At 36.9% G+C, this 14,934-nt stretch carries 19 protein-coding genes; 1 reads left to right on the top strand and 18 read right to left on the bottom strand.

From position 1 onward, the window contains the following. Position 1 precedes the first annotated feature (1 nt). The 9 genes from dxs to accB all read right to left on the bottom strand — a co-directional run bounded on the left by dxs (position 2) and on the right by accB (position 8,589). Positions 2-1,894 carry a 1-deoxy-D-xylulose-5-phosphate synthase gene (gene dxs / locus DT250_RS10820; RefSeq protein ID WP_046956368.1) on the bottom strand — a complete coding sequence of 631 codons (1,893 nt, stop codon included), beginning with the start codon at positions 1,892-1,894 and terminating at the stop codon, positions 2-4. Between the two features lie 302 nt (positions 1,895-2,196). Then, the gene (ispA, locus tag DT250_RS10815; protein WP_000150365.1) at positions 2,197-3,087 is read right to left on the bottom strand and encodes a (2E,6E)-farnesyl diphosphate synthase; all 891 of its coding nucleotides are present in this window, start codon (positions 3,085-3,087) and stop codon (positions 2,197-2,199) included. After that, the gene (xseB, locus tag DT250_RS10810) at positions 3,087-3,317 is read right to left on the bottom strand and encodes an exodeoxyribonuclease VII small subunit (RefSeq protein WP_000428423.1); all 231 of its coding nucleotides are present in this window, start codon (positions 3,315-3,317) and stop codon (positions 3,087-3,089) included. The genes ispA and xseB overlap by 1 nt, the downstream gene beginning before the upstream one ends. Further along, entirely contained in the window at positions 3,307-4,665 is a 1,359-nt protein-coding gene (gene xseA, locus DT250_RS10805) for an exodeoxyribonuclease VII large subunit (RefSeq protein WP_078182749.1), read from the bottom strand. Before xseA ends, xseB begins: the two co-directional genes overlap by 11 nt. Positions 4,666-4,691: 26 nt before the next feature. After that, positions 4,692-5,552, bottom strand: coding sequence for a bifunctional methylenetetrahydrofolate dehydrogenase/methenyltetrahydrofolate cyclohydrolase FolD (folD, locus tag DT250_RS10800; RefSeq protein WP_000226735.1), 861 nt, complete (start codon positions 5,550-5,552; stop codon positions 4,692-4,694). 23 nt (positions 5,553-5,575) lie between these two features. Continuing rightward, positions 5,576-5,968, bottom strand: a complete 393-nt coding sequence (nusB, locus tag DT250_RS10795; RefSeq protein ID WP_000830244.1) for a N utilization substance protein NusB — start codon at positions 5,966-5,968, stop codon at positions 5,576-5,578. Positions 5,969-6,315: 347 nt separating this feature from the next. Beyond that, positions 6,316-6,708, bottom strand: a complete 393-nt coding sequence (locus DT250_RS10790) for an Asp23/Gls24 family envelope stress response protein (protein ID WP_000807630.1) — start codon at positions 6,706-6,708, stop codon at positions 6,316-6,318. Between the two features lie 23 nt (positions 6,709-6,731). Then, positions 6,732-8,084, bottom strand: coding sequence for an acetyl-CoA carboxylase biotin carboxylase subunit (accC, locus tag DT250_RS10785; RefSeq protein ID WP_000592872.1), 1,353 nt, complete (start codon positions 8,082-8,084; stop codon positions 6,732-6,734). A gap of 16 nt (positions 8,085-8,100) precedes the next feature. Further along, positions 8,101-8,589 (bottom strand): acetyl-CoA carboxylase biotin carboxyl carrier protein, encoded by a 489-nt coding sequence (gene accB / locus DT250_RS10780; protein ID WP_000472875.1) that lies wholly within the window; start codon positions 8,587-8,589, stop codon positions 8,101-8,103. 470 nt (positions 8,590-9,059) lie between these two features. On the opposite strand from accB, the gene DT250_RS10775 reads away from it, so the two are divergent. Next, positions 9,060-9,254 (top strand): hypothetical protein, encoded by a 195-nt coding sequence (locus tag DT250_RS10775; protein ID WP_002107729.1) that lies wholly within the window; start codon positions 9,060-9,062, stop codon positions 9,252-9,254. A gap of 86 nt (positions 9,255-9,340) precedes the next feature. On the opposite strand, the gene DT250_RS10770 is transcribed toward DT250_RS10775, so the two are convergent. From DT250_RS10770 to DT250_RS10730, 9 genes are read right to left on the bottom strand one after another with little or no spacing between them, the layout of a single operon-like run. Further along, entirely contained in the window at positions 9,341-9,997 is a 657-nt protein-coding gene (locus DT250_RS10770) for a SpoIIIAH-like family protein (RefSeq protein ID WP_088064389.1), read from the bottom strand. A gap of 15 nt (positions 9,998-10,012) precedes the next feature. Further along, positions 10,013-10,675, bottom strand: a complete 663-nt coding sequence (gene spoIIIAG / locus DT250_RS10765; RefSeq protein ID WP_087985167.1) for a stage III sporulation protein AG — start codon at positions 10,673-10,675, stop codon at positions 10,013-10,015. Continuing rightward, positions 10,665-11,297, bottom strand: a complete 633-nt coding sequence (spoIIIAF, locus tag DT250_RS10760; RefSeq protein ID WP_001161039.1) for a stage III sporulation protein AF — start codon at positions 11,295-11,297, stop codon at positions 10,665-10,667. The genes spoIIIAG and spoIIIAF overlap by 11 nt, the downstream gene beginning before the upstream one ends. 12 nt (positions 11,298-11,309) lie before the next feature. Next, positions 11,310-12,482: a stage III sporulation protein AE gene (gene spoIIIAE / locus DT250_RS10755; RefSeq protein WP_000943696.1), complete on the bottom strand. Its 1,173-nt coding sequence runs from the start codon at positions 12,480-12,482 to the stop codon at positions 11,310-11,312. A 10-nt stretch (positions 12,483-12,492) separates the two neighbouring features. Further along, positions 12,493-12,876 carry a stage III sporulation protein AD gene (spoIIIAD, locus tag DT250_RS10750; protein WP_079998460.1) on the bottom strand — a complete coding sequence of 128 codons (384 nt, stop codon included), beginning with the start codon at positions 12,874-12,876 and terminating at the stop codon, positions 12,493-12,495. A gap of 23 nt (positions 12,877-12,899) precedes the next feature. After that, a complete protein-coding gene (gene spoIIIAC, locus DT250_RS10745; protein ID WP_000020914.1) occupies positions 12,900-13,103 on the bottom strand; it encodes a stage III sporulation protein AC in 204 nt (67 codons plus the stop codon). 14 nt (positions 13,104-13,117) lie between these two features. After that, the gene (gene spoIIIAB, locus DT250_RS10740; RefSeq protein WP_000238693.1) at positions 13,118-13,633 is read right to left on the bottom strand and encodes a stage III sporulation protein SpoIIIAB; all 516 of its coding nucleotides are present in this window, start codon (positions 13,631-13,633) and stop codon (positions 13,118-13,120) included. Next, positions 13,627-14,553: a stage III sporulation protein AA gene (gene spoIIIAA, locus DT250_RS10735; protein WP_088064391.1), complete on the bottom strand. Its 927-nt coding sequence runs from the start codon at positions 14,551-14,553 to the stop codon at positions 13,627-13,629. The genes spoIIIAB and spoIIIAA overlap by 7 nt, the downstream gene beginning before the upstream one ends. A 27-nt stretch (positions 14,554-14,580) precedes the next feature. Then, positions 14,581-14,862 carry a YqhV family protein gene (locus DT250_RS10730; protein ID WP_000816054.1) on the bottom strand — a complete coding sequence of 94 codons (282 nt, stop codon included), beginning with the start codon at positions 14,860-14,862 and terminating at the stop codon, positions 14,581-14,583. Positions 14,863-14,934: the final 72 nt, after the last annotated feature.

The following is a 14,934-nucleotide window of genomic DNA, read 5'->3' as shown; positions in this document are numbered from 1 at the left end:
GTTACGCCCTTTTTTGTTTTGATGGAATCATTGTATGAATACGGTCTACAACAGCATCTGTCGTTAAACCAATTTCTTCTAATAATTTTGTTACACTACCGTGCTCTATGAAACGGTCTGGAATACCCATTCGTTCAATTAACGCACTATGGTACCCGTTCTCAGATGCAAATTCAACTACTCCCGTTCCAAAACCACCAATTAAGCAAGCTTCTTCAATCGTTAAAATCGGTATATTTTTCCCTAAGAGATCATGTAAATATGCTTCATCCATCGGTTTAATAAAGCGAGCGTTCACTACTTTCACTGAAACTCCAGCCTTTTCAAGACGCTCAGCTGCTTCCATTGCCATTGGTATTGTCGTACCAAATGTTAAAATAGCCGCTTGTGTACCTTCTTTTAACGTTTCCCAAGTACCGATTGGAATCGCCTTTAGTTCTTCATCCATATGAACACCAAGTCCATTACCGCGCGCATAACGTAATGCGATTGGTCCATCTTCATATTGCATCGCCGTATATACTAAATGTTGCCCTTCATTTTCATCTTTCGGCATCATAAGTACCATATTCGGCAAATGACGTAAGAATGAGATGTCAAATACACCTTGATGCGTTTCACCATCTGCTCCTACTAAACCAGAGCGATCGATTCCGATGAAGACGTTTAAATTTTGGCGACATATATCATGAACAACTTGATCATATGCTCTTTGTAAAAATGTTGAATAAATCGCTAAGAATGGCTTCATTCCTTGCGTTGCCATACCCGCCGCCATTGTTGTAGCATGCTGTTCTGCAATACCTACATCAATCATACGATCCGGGAATTCTTTTTGGAATTTCTCAAGTTTCGATCCAACAGGCATTGCAGGTGTAATTGCAACGATACGCTCATCCGTTCTCGCTAGCTTAAGTACTGTATCACTAACAACAGCACTCCATGCTGGTGCAACTTCTTTCGGTTTAACGAAGTCACCTGATTCAATTTTATAAGGTCCTGTTCCATGCCAAGTTCCAATAACATCACTCTCAGCTGGTTTATAACCTTTTCCTTTTTTCGTAATAACATGAACAAGCACTGGGCCTTTTGTTTTCTTTGCATATTGCAACGTTTCGAATAACTTTTCATAATCGTGCCCATCAACTGGACCTAAATATGTAAAGCCTAATTCTTCGAAAAAGACACCGGATACTAGTAAATATTTAAGACTATCTTTTATTTTCTCTGCTGTCGCAGCAACTTTCCCACCGACTGCTGGGATTTTCTTTAATATATACTCTAGTTCATCTTTTACCCAATGGTATTTCCCTGCGGTACGTAGACGTCCAAGTACATTATGAAGCGCACCAACGTTTGGTGCAATTGACATTTCATTATCATTCAAAATAACAATCATGTCTGTTTTTTCATGTCCAATATGGTTCAATGCCTCTAAAGCCATTCCGCCGGTTAGAGCACCATCTCCAATGATTGGTATAACATATTCTTTCGTTTTCTTTAAATCACGTGCTAGAGCCATTCCCATTGCAGCAGATAAAGATGTTGAGCTATGGCCAGTTTCCCATACATCATGCTCACTCTCGCAACGTTTTGGGAAACCACATAGACCTTGATATTGCCTTAATGTACCGAATTCCTTTGCACGTCCTGTTAAAATTTTATGTACATAGGATTGATGTCCTACGTCCCATAAAAATTTATCTTTCGGACTATCAAATAATTTATGCAGAGCAATTGTGAGTTCTACTACACCTAAATTAGGTGCAATATGTCCACCTGTTTGAGAGAGCTCTTCAATTAAAAACTTACGAATATCCTCACTCAATCCCTCTAGTTCACCGATAGACATATCTTTCAAAAAACTAGGGTTTTGAATTTGCGTTAGATCCACATGGATCACTCACTTTCATTTCATAATCTGTCAACATGTCAAATATTATAAAAAACATTTACACAAAACAAGAAATTATCTTTTTTTATTTTTCACCTTGTCCTGCAATTAACCAGTCTATTGCGCCCTAATCCTATTATAAACCATATTTCTTTAGGCGATGAAAAAAATAGCCGCTAACACGAAGTGATAACGGCAATGTAATCTACATATATTTTTGCCAATAACAAGAAAAGAAAAACCTTTTCCTACATTTATATCATAAAATGATGAATGACTCAACAAATGGAAACGCTGTTATATTAGTTATTACGTTTTGCAATCAAATCACAAATAGATAGTAAATATTCATCTTGTAATTGCAAGGAACCAATAGCACCTTTTGCTTTTGCAATTGTTTCTTCTAAAATATCCTTCGCTCTATCTACAGTAAATAACGTCGTATATGTGCTCTTTTCGTTGGAAACATCACTACCAATCGGTTTTCCAATCTCTTCTTCGGTTCCTTCCACATCTAAAATATCATCTCGAATTTGGAAAGCTAGGCCGATATATTTTGCAAACGCAAGTAACTTTTCTTCTTGTTCTTCTGTGGCATCAGAAAGTATCGATCCTGCAAGTACAGCGAATTCAAGTAGTTTCCCAGTCTTATGCTTATGAATATACTCCAACTCATCAATCGTAAGCTGTTTCCCTTCAGCTTCCATATCTGCCACTTGTCCGCCAACCATTCCTTCTGGTCCTGCCGCTTTTGCAAGCTCAAGTACAAGTCTTACTTTTTTTTCAGCAGAGATTTCCTTTTGTTCATATGCCATAATAACTTGAAAAGCATACGTCAACAAACCATCGCCTGCTAAAACTGCCATCGCTTCACCAAATACTTTATGATTTGTGGGCTTACCTCTTCTTAAATCATCATCATCCATACAAGGTAAATCATCATGAACTAACGAGTATGTATGTATCATTTCAAGAGCACAAGCTGCACCTATTCCAAGATTTCTTTCTTTACCAAACGCTTGTAATGTCGCAAATAAAAGTAACGGGCGGAGACGCTTTCCACCCGCTTCCAAAGAATATGCCATCGCTTCACGAAGTACATTTGGACATTGTAATTCATTTGCATAGCTTACAAGCTTCTCTTCTACGAAAGTTTTACTTTCTTTCAAAAAAGTATCAAAAGCAATAGTCACTATGCTTCATCTCCTAAAGCAGTAAACGGTTCAAGCTCTCCATCTTCCCCAAGAATAACTGCCATTTGTTCTTGTACGTTCTTCAACTTCTCATCACAAAGCTTAGATAATTCCATACCCTCTTTAAAATAAGAAATTGCTTCTTCTAAAGGTACGTCACCTTGCTCTAGCTTAGAAACGAGGTGCTCAAGTTGCGAAATTGCCTCTTCAAAGCTTAATTTATTTTCCATTATTCAATTCACGCTCCTCTATGCCTGATACGCTACAATCTAGTATTCCATCTTGTAATTGAACTGAAACAGCATCTCCAAGGCTGACATCTTTCACACTTTTTAACACTTGCTTCTCTTCATCATATACAAGCCCGTACCCTCTCATCATTACTTTAAGCGGACTTAACGCTTCAAGTTTTTGGGCAGCTCTTACAAAGGCAAATTCTTTCGTTTGAAGTAATGTTTGCATTTCACGTTGCAATTGCTTTTGCAATGTTTCAACCGCTACCTTCGTTTGCATAATTTTTTGAGCTGGGTGGTGCTTCTCTAAATAAAATGAAAGCTGTTTTAACTGATTTACCTTTTTATCAATATAGCGCTCTTTCGCTAAAACAAGCTGTTCTAACGCTCTATCTAATTGCTCTTCTTTTTGCTCATATACTTGTCTTGGATAACGGAACGCATAAGATTTTTGCAATACTTGTAGTTTTTCTTCTTTTTTATGTACTAACTCTCTCATTGCTCTTTGCAATCTTAGAGTTCTTTGTAATACCTTTTCTTGTAACTCTATAATGTTAGGCACTGCCAGCTCAGCTGCTGCAGTCGGTGTTGGCGCACGTAAATCGGCAACAAAATCCGCAATTGTAAAGTCCGTTTCATGGCCTACTGCCGAAATAATAGGGATCTCACTCTTAAAGATTGCCCTTGCTACCATTTCTTCATTGAAAGCCCATAACTCTTCAATAGAGCCTCCCCCTCGCCCAACGATTAGGACATCTATCTCTCCCATTTCATTCGCTGTACGAATCGCTTGTACAATTGAGGGAGCTGCTGACTCCCCCTGTACAAGTACCGGAAACACAATAACATTTCCAATTGGATAACGACGTTTAATCGTTGTTATAACATCACGAATCGCTGCCCCTGTTGGCGACGTAATCACACCTATTGTTTTAGCGTAAGGAGGAATTGTTTTTTTATAAACTTGAGAAAACAAACCTTCTTCCTCTAAACGAACCTTTAATTGTTCGTAAGCTAAATGCAGGTTTCCGACTCCGTCAGGCTGCATGTCTTGAATATAAATTTGATAAGAACCACTCGCCTCGTAAACGGAAATTTTCCCTTTCACAAGTACCTTCATCCCATTTTCAGGTCTGAATTTAATATTACGATTATGACCCGCAAACATAACCGCTGCGATTCTTGCATTTTCATCTTTCAATGTAAAGTACATGTGGCCACGACTATGATTTTTAAAGTTGGAAATTTCACCTTTTAACCAAACAGACTGCAAATGCGGATCATATTCTATTTTTGTTTTTATATAGCGTGTTAACGCTGTAACGGTTAAATATTGTTTTTCCATTTCTCTCTCCTCATAGCCGACTCAAATTATTTACAAACGACACCTGCACGCTTAGCAGATTCAACAGTATTATGAAGAAGCATTGTGATCGTCATTGGACCAACACCCTTTGGCACAGGTGTAATGTAACCTGCAACATCTAACACGTTGTCAAAGTCAACATCACCACAAAGTTTACCTGTTTCTAAACGGTTCACACCAACGTCGATTACAACCGCTCCTTCTTTAATATAATCAGCTGTTACCATTTTAGGTCGTCCAACAGCTACGATTAAAATATCAGCTAACTTCGTTAACTCTTTCATATTTTGCGTTTTAGAATGACAATATGTGACAGTTGCATTTTCATTTAAGAACAATTGCCCCACTGGCTTGCCGACAATATTACTTCTTCCAATTACTACAACATGTTTTCCTGAGATATCAAGATTTGTTTCTTTTACTAATTCTACGATACCGTGCGGTGTACATGGAAGGAATGTATCTTGTCCCGTCATCATACGTCCCACGCTGATTGGGTGAAATCCATCTACATCTTTTTCTGGTGAAATTCTTTCAATGATAGCTTTTTCTTCAATATGTTTTGGTAAAGGTAATTGCACTAAAATGCCATTAATACGGTCATCGCCATTTAAGCGATCGATTTCAGCAAGCAAACGCTCCTCAGTAATTGTTTCAGGAAGTTCAATTAGCTCTGAATAGATTCCTACTTGTTCACAGCCCTTTTCTTTTCCTTTTACATAAGAACGAGATGCTGGATCTTCTCCAACTAGAATAACTGCTAATCCTGGTACAATCCCTTGCTCTTTCAACTTCACAACTTCTTCTGTTAATTGTGCTCGTTTTTTCTCCGCAACTTCATTTCCTTTGATGATTACTGCTACCATTTTAAGATTCCCCCTTAAAGAAATTACAGTGTATCTTTTATATTAGATAAAACGCCGTTAATAAAACGACGAGATTCCTCATCCCCAAATGTTTTAGCAATTTCAATCGCTTCGTTAATTGTTACGTTGTGTGGAATTTCTTCCATGTATTTCATTTCATACACAGCTACACGTAAAATACTGCGATCAACAATACTAATACGCTCCAGCTTCCATTTTTTTAAGTTTTGACGAATCGCTTCATCAATTACTTCTTTATTTTCTACAAAACCTACTACAAGTGATTCTAGAAAATCATTTGTTTCTTCACCTTCATCTAGCGTGTTTTCCACCGCTACTTTCGGTTCTAATTCACCTGTAATATCCATTTGGTATAATGCTTGCATAGCTCTTTCTCTAGCCGTCCTACGTTTCATTGTAACTCTCCTTTATGCTTCAAGTCTTTCCTTATGCTTTGTTATATTATTATAATTTATAAGCCGTCAATTCACTTACTCTTACAGTTTTCATTGATTTTCCAACCTTATAATACAATGATAATAACACAATTTATCGTTTCATACACGGGTTACAAGGCTGAAAAATAATAAAAAGATTAACTTCAAGTTCCATATCTTATCACAATGTACGTTTTTTGGAAAAACGAAACATCTTCTTTTTGATTTCTTATTTTTTGAAATAGTATAATAATTAGAGGGTTTTAATTTGTGAAGAAATGAAACGATAAAAAAGATGCCTATGTTACTAGGCACCTTTTTCATTCTTACACTGGTTCAATTTCTGTTTTTTGTGTTTCGAATGTTACGCCAACGATGTGAACATTCACTTCTTTTGGCTCAAGCCCTGTCATTGTAAAGAGTGCCTGGCGAATGTTGTCTTGAATCTTTTGTGCAACAACTGGAATTGCTACGCCAAAATACATTACAACATAAAGGTCAACGATAATATCTTCGTTTGCTAATTCAACCTTTACACCTTTACCATGATTTTTCTTACCTAACTTCTCAACAACATCTGTAGCAAAATTACCACGCATTGCCGCTACACCTTCTACTTCAGCAGCTGCAATACCTGCGATTACTTCAATTACTTCTGGTGCAATTTCTACTTTACCAAGAGTTGTATCTTGACCCATATCTAACATATGTTCAGCCATGAAAAAAAACCTCCTTTAATGTATCACTGCGTCACAAGTTCATGCTCTTCCAAAAACTTCGTATTAAACTCACCTTTTACAAAATCAGGATGATCTAGCAATTGCAAATGGAACGGGATTGTTGTATGTACGCCTTCAATGACAAACTCACTGAGTGCACGCTTCATTTTTGCAATTGCCTCTTCACGTGTTTTTCCGTGAACAATTAATTTAGCAACCATCGAATCATAGAAAGGTGGGATTGAATATCCCGGATATACAGCTGAATCGACGCGAATACCAAATCCGCCTGGTGGCAAGTACATTTCTACTTTACCTGGGGATGGCATAAATTTTTTGGCAGGGTTTTCCGCATTAATTCGGCATTCAATTGCCCAACCATTAAATTGTACTTCTTCTTGCTGTAACGATAACTTTTCTCCAGAAGCAACACGAATTTGTTCTTTAATTAAATCCATCCCTGTTACCATTTCAGTAACTGGATGCTCAACTTGAATTCTCGTATTCATCTCCATGAAATAAAAGCTTTTCGTTCTATATTCATAAATAAACTCAACCGTACCAGCACCTGTATAATCAACCGCTACCGCCGCTTTAACTGCCGCATCACCCATCTGCTTGCGAACATTTTCATCAAGTGCAGGTGATGGACTTTCTTCTAGTAGTTTTTGCAAGCGGCGCTGAATTGTACAATCACGCTCTCCTAAATGAATGGCATTTCCATGTGTATCTGCCATTATTTGAATCTCAACATGGCGGAAATCTTCAACGTACTTTTCTAAGTATACACCAGGGTTCCCAAAAGCGGTACTAGCTTCTTGCTGTGTAATTTGAATTCCTTTTACAAGCTCTTCTTCATGGCGTGCAACACGAATACCTTTTCCGCCGCCACCTGCAGTTGCTTTAATAATAACTGGATATCCAATTTGATTAGCAAGCTCGATCGCTTCTTCGGTATTTTTAATAATCCCTTGTGAACCTGGTACAATCGGAACCCCTGCTTCTTTCATTGTATCACGAGCAACGTCTTTTGTGCCCATCTTTGAAATAGCTTCTGGACTTGGACCGATAAAAATCAAGTTACATTCACGGCATAGCTCTGCAAAATCTGCATTCTCTGCTAAAAATCCGTATCCTGGATGAATAGCATCGCAGCCTGTTAACTTCGCAACACTAATAATGTTCGTCAAATTTAAATAGCTTTCTTTCGAAATCGTTGGTCCTACACAATACGCCTCATCAGCAATTTGTACGTGAAGTGACTCTTTATCTGCTTCTGAATAAATTGCGACTGTTTCAATATCCATTTCTTTACAAGCACGAATAATTCGTACAGCAATTTCCCCACGATTGGCTATTAATACTTTTTTTATCATCACAAAGACTCCCTTATTACGCTTTTACAAGAAATAGCGGTTGTCCATACTCAACAAGCTGTCCATTATTAACAAGAATCTCAACAATTTCCCCATCTACATCTGCATCGATTTCATTAAATAACTTCATAGCCTCAACAATGCATACGATAGAATCTTTTGATACTCTGTCTCCTACACTTACATATGCAGGTGTATCAGGCGAAGATGAAGAATAGAATGTACCTACCATCGGTGATGTAATTTTATGTAGGTTTTCATTTTGAACCACTTTTTGCTCTTCTTGTTTTGGTACTTCCACTTGTGCTGCCGCTACTGTTGTTTCAACTTCAACAGGTGCTACTGGTTGCACGACTTGTTTTGCTACAGGTGCTTGCACCGCAACAACTTCATTACCACGCTTTTTCATTTTGATTGTCGTACCATCTTTTTTGTATTCAAATTCATCAATATTAGAGCTATCAATTAATTTAATTAATTCACGAACTTCTTGAATTTTAAACATGTAAAATCCACTCCCATACTCTTGTTTGTCCCGTTTTTACAGATTATCGTCACTAAAACTAGATTGACTGTAAAAATACGATGTACTCTATTAGAAAATGCATTTCATTTACTAATAGAAATAATTGCTATTTCCATCTTACGATAAATTTTTTAAACATTCCAATTTATATTTCTTTATAATAAATCGAAACTCCTGTAAAAATATTATTCCAATAAAAATTTATTACCTAGTAATAATACCAAGTTTCACACAAAATTGGCAAGACCACTTCTAAAAAAACATTCCTTACTTTTTTCACAATGCTACACAATAAACAAATCATTACCGCTCCACTCTTCACCTCATCTATAGTCAACAACATATTTTTACCAAATATTATTTTTTTGTTTACACACCGTTCATCATTCCTTCATATAAGAATAGTATGTTCAAAGTGTAGAAAATATATCGTATCGAGGTGTGGACATATGATATGGCTCATTCTCTTCTTACCTGCCGTAATGGTCTGGGCATTCGTTCTCTTCATCCACGTCAAATCCGGAAAAAGTAATCATCATTACCATGAACCGCTAATCTTTTACTCACAGCGTATTTCTCCGTTCCGAGTTGAACATAATAAAAACAACTACAAAGACGAAACAGAAAAAAGCTATCGAAAATGATAGCTTTTTGTCTATAACTATTTTCAAACAATCCGATTCGTAAAAACTAATAATCCGCGAGGGATTCCCCCGCGGATTATTAGTTTTTATTTTGTTGGTGGATCAAATTTCACACCTACATCTTTTGATCCGCCTTCACTTCTTACAAGCTGTATAATTTTATTCGCTTCTTTTTGTGAATGCTTTGCTGCTTTCACAGTTACTTTAATGTCAGTTCCATCAGCTCTTACAAGGGCATCTTTATATCCTCCTTGAGACTTAATCACTGTCTCAAGTAATTCTTGCTTCGTTTCCATTGTAGTAATTGCATCAAAATTATCTTTCGCTTTACTCTTTTCTGTTGCTGAAGATTTTGCTGAATTCATCACTTCTTGTAATCTTGATTTTTGTTCACTTAGCTGATCTTCCATTTGCATACGTAACGCTGTGAAATTTTCATCACTTGATTGAACTGTTACGTTAGCATCTTTTTTACTTGTTTCTTTGTTAGCATTCTCTTTTTTGTCTGTTTCTTTATTTGTTTCTTTATTTGATGTTTCCTTGCTTGTATTTTCTTTTTTTGGCGTTTCTTTAGGTGCTTCATTTGTTACTGCTTTGTCAGTACCTTGTTTTTCTTGTCCAATCTTTTCACCTGTTGCTGGCGATGCTGTATTCATTTTGTCAGGAGTTGTTACGTAATAAACAGATAGTACAACAACTAAACTTAACATCGTTAATAGCCAAACCGTTTGTTTTTTTAACACTTTATTTCCTCCCTATCAATTTTTCGGTGAAACTGAAACGCGATGGGCTGGTACATCTAGCAGCCGTATGACAGCTTCTTTTACCATCGCTTTAACTTGTATATTATCCACTCCCTTTGCTACGACAAGAACACCTCGCACTTTCGGTTTCTCTGTTCGTAAAACAACGGGAGTTTCTTTATCCCCTTCACGTATAATGACGGTCTTTTCATCAAGGGACTCATCTTCTACTTTCCTCTGACCGCCTGTTTTATCTGTTTCACCTGTTGTTTGTGAACGTTTCACTGTATTTTTTTCTAATATTTTTTCTTCAGATGAATCTAAATTTACTTTAATCGTTACATTTTTTACTCCCGCTATTTCTTCTAAAGCTGCTTTTAATTCTTGTTCATACGCTTTTTCATACTTTTCTACATTTGACATACTATCATTATTTTTTTGTCCAAAAGTTGGTACGTCTTTTTCTTGGTTTTGCGTTTTTTGTTCTTTAAATACAGGTACTTCTTCTTTTTTACTTGAAAAAAGACTACTAGAAAACATAAGCAAAATCCCAAGTATGAGTAGGACAAGTAAAAACTTAGGTGTTATCTTTTTTCCCTTCTCATTGCTTTCTTTTTCATCCCCATTCAATAAGTTTCGAAAAAATGAGAACTTCGAATTTTTATCTTTATTGTCCATTTACTCTACCTGTCCTCCCTTCCATTTGAACTTGGATTTGTTTATTCTCTAGTTGCCATCTGCTTGAAAAGAAATCTTTCATTTCCACATTCGTTTCTTCTACCTTTTTCGGAGGTTCCTTCGTGTTAATTTCAACTGGTTTTACTGTTTCGATTGCATCATTTTTACTACGTTCTTTTTCTTTCAACGTCACAACAACAGTTTGAATATCTTTTGCTGACTTTACTTCCGCTGTACTTTCCGCTGCGACTATTTGTATTTCAGAGACTGTCATACCATACTTTTTCTCGAATTCTTTTCCTACTTCTTTTTTCATTTTGGTAGCCATCTCTTCTAAACTATATGCACGTGTTAGAGCTTGTATTTCTTTTTTCTTCGAATCTATTGAATTTTTTACAGATCCTTCTGCTACGTACTTCTCTTCATTAAAATTTGCGATTACTTCATTCACATCTGTTTGCAGTAGTTTAAAAAGAGGCGTTAAGATTAAAACAACTAATAATAGACTTACAACGAATTTAACATACTTTTGCAAATTTGAATTTGGAAGAATAAGATGAAGCATTGTCGCTAAGAGTAAAAAAACGATAATATTTCTAATCCACTCTGTAACAAATTGCATACCCTTCACCTCCTACCGCATCATAAGTGTAATGTTCCCCGCAGCAATAATAATTGTGATACTTAAAAAGAACATAAATGATACGATAGCTAAGCAAGCAAATACATAAATGATGCTTCGCCCGATAATATCTAAACATTGAATAATTGCTCCGCTGCCAACTGGCTGTAATACTGCTGCTGCGAATTTATAAATAAACGCGATACAAAAAATTTGAATCGCTGGAAAAGCAACAATTAAGCATAGAATGACGAGCCCGATAATTCCGACTGTGTTTTTTAATAATCCCGATGCACTAATAACAGTATCCGCCGCCTCTGTAAACATTCTTCCTACTACGGGAATAAAGTTCCCTGTTACAAATTTAGCAGTTTTCACAGCTATTCCATCAGCAACAGCTGTCGCTGTTCCTTGTACAGATAATACCCCTAAAAAAATCGTTAAAAAAATACCGATAATCCCAACGCTAACATTTTGCAGAAGCTTGGACAATTTCGTAACTTTATATTGATCACTCATCGTACTTACAATACTTAATATCGTTGCAAGTAATAAAAGTGGTAGAACGATATAATTCATCAAAAGCCCGCTCGTGTTCATTAAAAAGATGATAATCGGATGAAAAAACGATACAGATACAACACCACCTCCAGTTGCTATGAGTGCAAGCAAGATTGGCAATAGCGCTAATATGAAATCTACCATTGTTTGTATCGTTTCTCTTGCATATGTCATGACGACATAAAAACTATTTAAAGCGAAAATAATAAGTACCATATATACAACTGCATCCGCAATTTTACTTACACTACTCTTTGAAAATGCAGATTGCAGTGATTGCAACAATGCACTAAAAATTGTAAGCATAATGAGCGTTCCCAGCAGCTTCCCATTTGCAACAAGCTCGTGAAATAAATACTTTAATAAACCTAGCATCCACTCTTTTATAGAAATTTCTTTTTCTCCCTTTACAAACTCCATAAAACTACCTTTTTGACTCTCTGGTAAATAACCTCCATATTTTGTAACAAGCCCGTCCCAAAATTGCTTCACATCTTCAATTCCGAGCTTATCCAATTGTTGATCAACGACGTTTGTTTCTACAGGAGAAGCTTGTACAACAACCGGTAAAGAAAAGAAAAGGAAGCAAGCAAATAGCAGCTTAGCTCCAAACCCCCTCAACATTCACTCCCCCTTATCCCGTCGGTAAAAATCCGAGAATAGTTTCAATGACAACCGTCAAAATAGGAATCGCCATTACTAAAATCAAGATTTTTCCAGCTAATTCAATTTTCGAAGCGATTGCCCCCTGCCCTGCATCTTTTGTAATTTGTGCTCCAAACTCAGCAATATAAGCAATTCCAATAATTTTTAGCAACGTTTCTACATATACGTTGCTAACTTTTGCTTCACTCGCTACTCTCTCAATCATTTGTAAAATAGAGTGAATTTGATCAATTAAAAGAAGAAACATCACGCTACCTACGAACACAATAAATAACGACGTAATGCTAGATTTATGCTGATTCAATACAGCTGCTAAAAACGTAGCAACGAGGCCTAATCCGACAATTTGTATAATTTCGATTCGAACCGCCTCCTTTACTGGAAGAGAAAGACACTCTTAATCTTGTCGAATAGCGTATTAATTAAAAATGCCACATGAAATAAAATAACGACAAAACCGACAAGGATAACCCAATTTGCAATATCCTCTCGCTTTAATTCTTTTAGTACGGTATGAATAAAAGCTAAAACAATGCCGATTCCGGCGATTTGAAATATTAATCCAACATCAATGGACATCGCCTTTCTCCCTCCTATAGCAGTAAAATTACGATAAGTAGACCCGCTAGTACCCCTAAGCTCTTGATCATTTTTTCGTATTGCAGTTGTAATGCTTTCGCTTCCTCTTCTTCTCTCTCTAAATGTGTAATACATAAGCGAATATGTTTTTGTTGTGATTCTCGATCATGTTGTCCGAGCGTTTCGCCAAATTGCTGCAAAATTTCGTACTCAGTTTGTTGAAATGCTGTTAGCTTCCAATTTTCTTTCAAACTATCTATCCAAGCTTCTCTTACTGTTTGTTCTCCGCCTTCTAGCCTTCTAGCAAAACTTTGAAATATCCAATTTAACGGCTTAGGCATTTGTTTCACTAATCGCTCGGCAGCTTCAGACAAAGGTGTGTGCCCATACATAATTTCTGCCTCTAATGATTGAAGTGCCGCTTTTAATAATCTAAGTTGCCTTGGTCTCTCACTGTATCTTTTAGCGTATGAAAATCCGAAAAAGGTGCTGACCGCAACGATTAACACTGCACCAAATATTTTTACCATACGCCCTCAGCCTTTCTATGAGGTAATACCGATTTTCCATATTTATCTTTTACTTGCATAACTGTTCCTGGCCCTCTTGCTTTTGATAGCTCCACAAACCTATCAAATATACCGAGCTCCAGCACCGCTTTTAGTGATGGACGTTTCACAACATCATCATAAGAAAATCCATGTGCGCTTATAAAAAGCTGAACCCCAGCATGCACCGCCTCCATAATTGCTTCACTATCTTCTTTACGTCCAATTTCATCTACAATCAAAACATCTGGACTCATAGAACGAATCATCATCATCATTCCTTCAGCTTTTGGACATGCGTCTAACACATCTACTCGTGTGCCAAAGTCATATTGCGGAATACCTTTCACGCAGCCTGCAATTTCTGACCGCTCATCAACAATCCCCACTTTACAAGAAGGAATTTTCGAAGCACTTACACCTTGACTCATGCAACGTGCTACATCTCTTAAAAGTGTTGTTTTCCCCGTTTGCGGTGGGCCAATTACCATCGTGTTTAACCATCGTGATTCATACAAATACGGCAAAAGTGGTTCAGCAATTCCTATTTTTTGACGAGCGATACGAATATTAAAGGAAGAGACATCTCGAATCATTTTCACTGCGCTTTTTTCTGTAATGACTTTTCCAGCTAAGCCGATTCTATGTCCTCCTCGAAGTGTCACATACCCACGTTTTAATTCCTCTTCCATCGTATAAATTGAGAATTGACTTAACTTATTCAATAAGTAAATGGCATCCTCTGCTGTAACGATATAGTCATAAAAAAACACTTCGCCATGAGCAATACACTCTAGCGGTCTTCCAATTCGAACACGAATTTCCTCTAGAGCATCGTATTGCTTACAACTTTCCACTAGCTGCTTCATCGTTTTCGGTAAAACTTCTAATACTTCTTTCATCAGCTTCTCCCCACTATACTCGACTTACTATTTCAACAACGCGATAAAAATGCAGCCAATTCCAAGCGCTAGAAAAAAGAGTTTCAAGAAAGAAATCTCACTTGCCACACTCGCTATGCCTATTGTCATTGTTAAAATTAATACGGTCGGTCCAACAAACGCCAACATACCATTTATAAACAATGCTTTCTTCGCATCATTCACATAAAGCATAAGCAAAGCGGCGAATATTTCCGCGCTACCTGAAAACAACCGAAGTAACCCCATTACAAGCACGGATGTTTCCATTGCCGCTAGCCACTGTTTCATTCTCCCACCTTCTCCCATAACGGTTACTATTGCTACATTCCAAAAAAGAATATATTTGTACAACCATATGCA

This window comes from Bacillus sp. AR2-1, assembly GCF_008368755.1.
GTDB classification, from domain to species: domain Bacteria; phylum Bacillota; class Bacilli; order Bacillales; family Bacillaceae_G; genus Bacillus_A; species Bacillus_A wiedmannii.
This window is presented reverse-complemented; position numbering and strand designations above follow the sequence as displayed.

Bases quoted from the DNA above. Each gene is read 5' to 3' on its own strand.
- spoIIIAC (WP_000020914.1), bottom strand. From the start codon at position 13,103: ATGTCCATTGATGTTGGATTAATATTTCAAATCGCCGGAATCGGCATT.
- spoIIIAE (WP_000943696.1), bottom strand. From the start codon at position 12,482: ATGTTGAGGGGGTTTGGAGCTAAGCTGCTATTTGCTTGCTTCCTTTTC.
- accC (WP_000592872.1), bottom strand. From the start codon at position 8,084: ATGATAAAAAAAGTATTAATAGCCAATCGTGGGGAAATTGCTGTACGA.
- nusB (WP_000830244.1), bottom strand. From the start codon at position 5,968: ATGAAACGTAGGACGGCTAGAGAAAGAGCTATGCAAGCATTATACCAA.
- accB (WP_000472875.1), bottom strand. From the start codon at position 8,589: ATGTTTAAAATTCAAGAAGTTCGTGAATTAATTAAATTAATTGATAGC.
- spoIIIAA (WP_088064391.1), bottom strand. From the start codon at position 14,553: ATGAAAGAAGTATTAGAAGTTTTACCGAAAACGATGAAGCAGCTAGTG.
- spoIIIAF (WP_001161039.1), bottom strand. From the start codon at position 11,297: ATGCAATTTGTTACAGAGTGGATTAGAAATATTATCGTTTTTTTACTC.
- spoIIIAB (WP_000238693.1), bottom strand. From the start codon at position 13,633: ATGGTAAAAATATTTGGTGCAGTGTTAATCGTTGCGGTCAGCACCTTT.
- DT250_RS10730 (WP_000816054.1), bottom strand. From the start codon at position 14,862: ATGAAACAGTGGCTAGCGGCAATGGAAACATCCGTGCTTGTAATGGGG.
- xseB (WP_000428423.1), bottom strand. From the start codon at position 3,317: ATGGAAAATAAATTAAGCTTTGAAGAGGCAATTTCGCAACTTGAGCAC.
- DT250_RS10775 (WP_002107729.1), top strand. From the start codon at position 9,060: ATGATATGGCTCATTCTCTTCTTACCTGCCGTAATGGTCTGGGCATTC.
- folD (WP_000226735.1), bottom strand. From the start codon at position 5,552: ATGGTAGCAGTAATCATCAAAGGAAATGAAGTTGCGGAGAAAAAACGA.
- spoIIIAG (WP_087985167.1), bottom strand. From the start codon at position 10,675: ATGGACAATAAAGATAAAAATTCGAAGTTCTCATTTTTTCGAAACTTA.
- DT250_RS10790 (WP_000807630.1), bottom strand. From the start codon at position 6,708: ATGGCTGAACATATGTTAGATATGGGTCAAGATACAACTCTTGGTAAA.
- xseA (WP_078182749.1), bottom strand. From the start codon at position 4,665: ATGGAAAAACAATATTTAACCGTTACAGCGTTAACACGCTATATAAAA.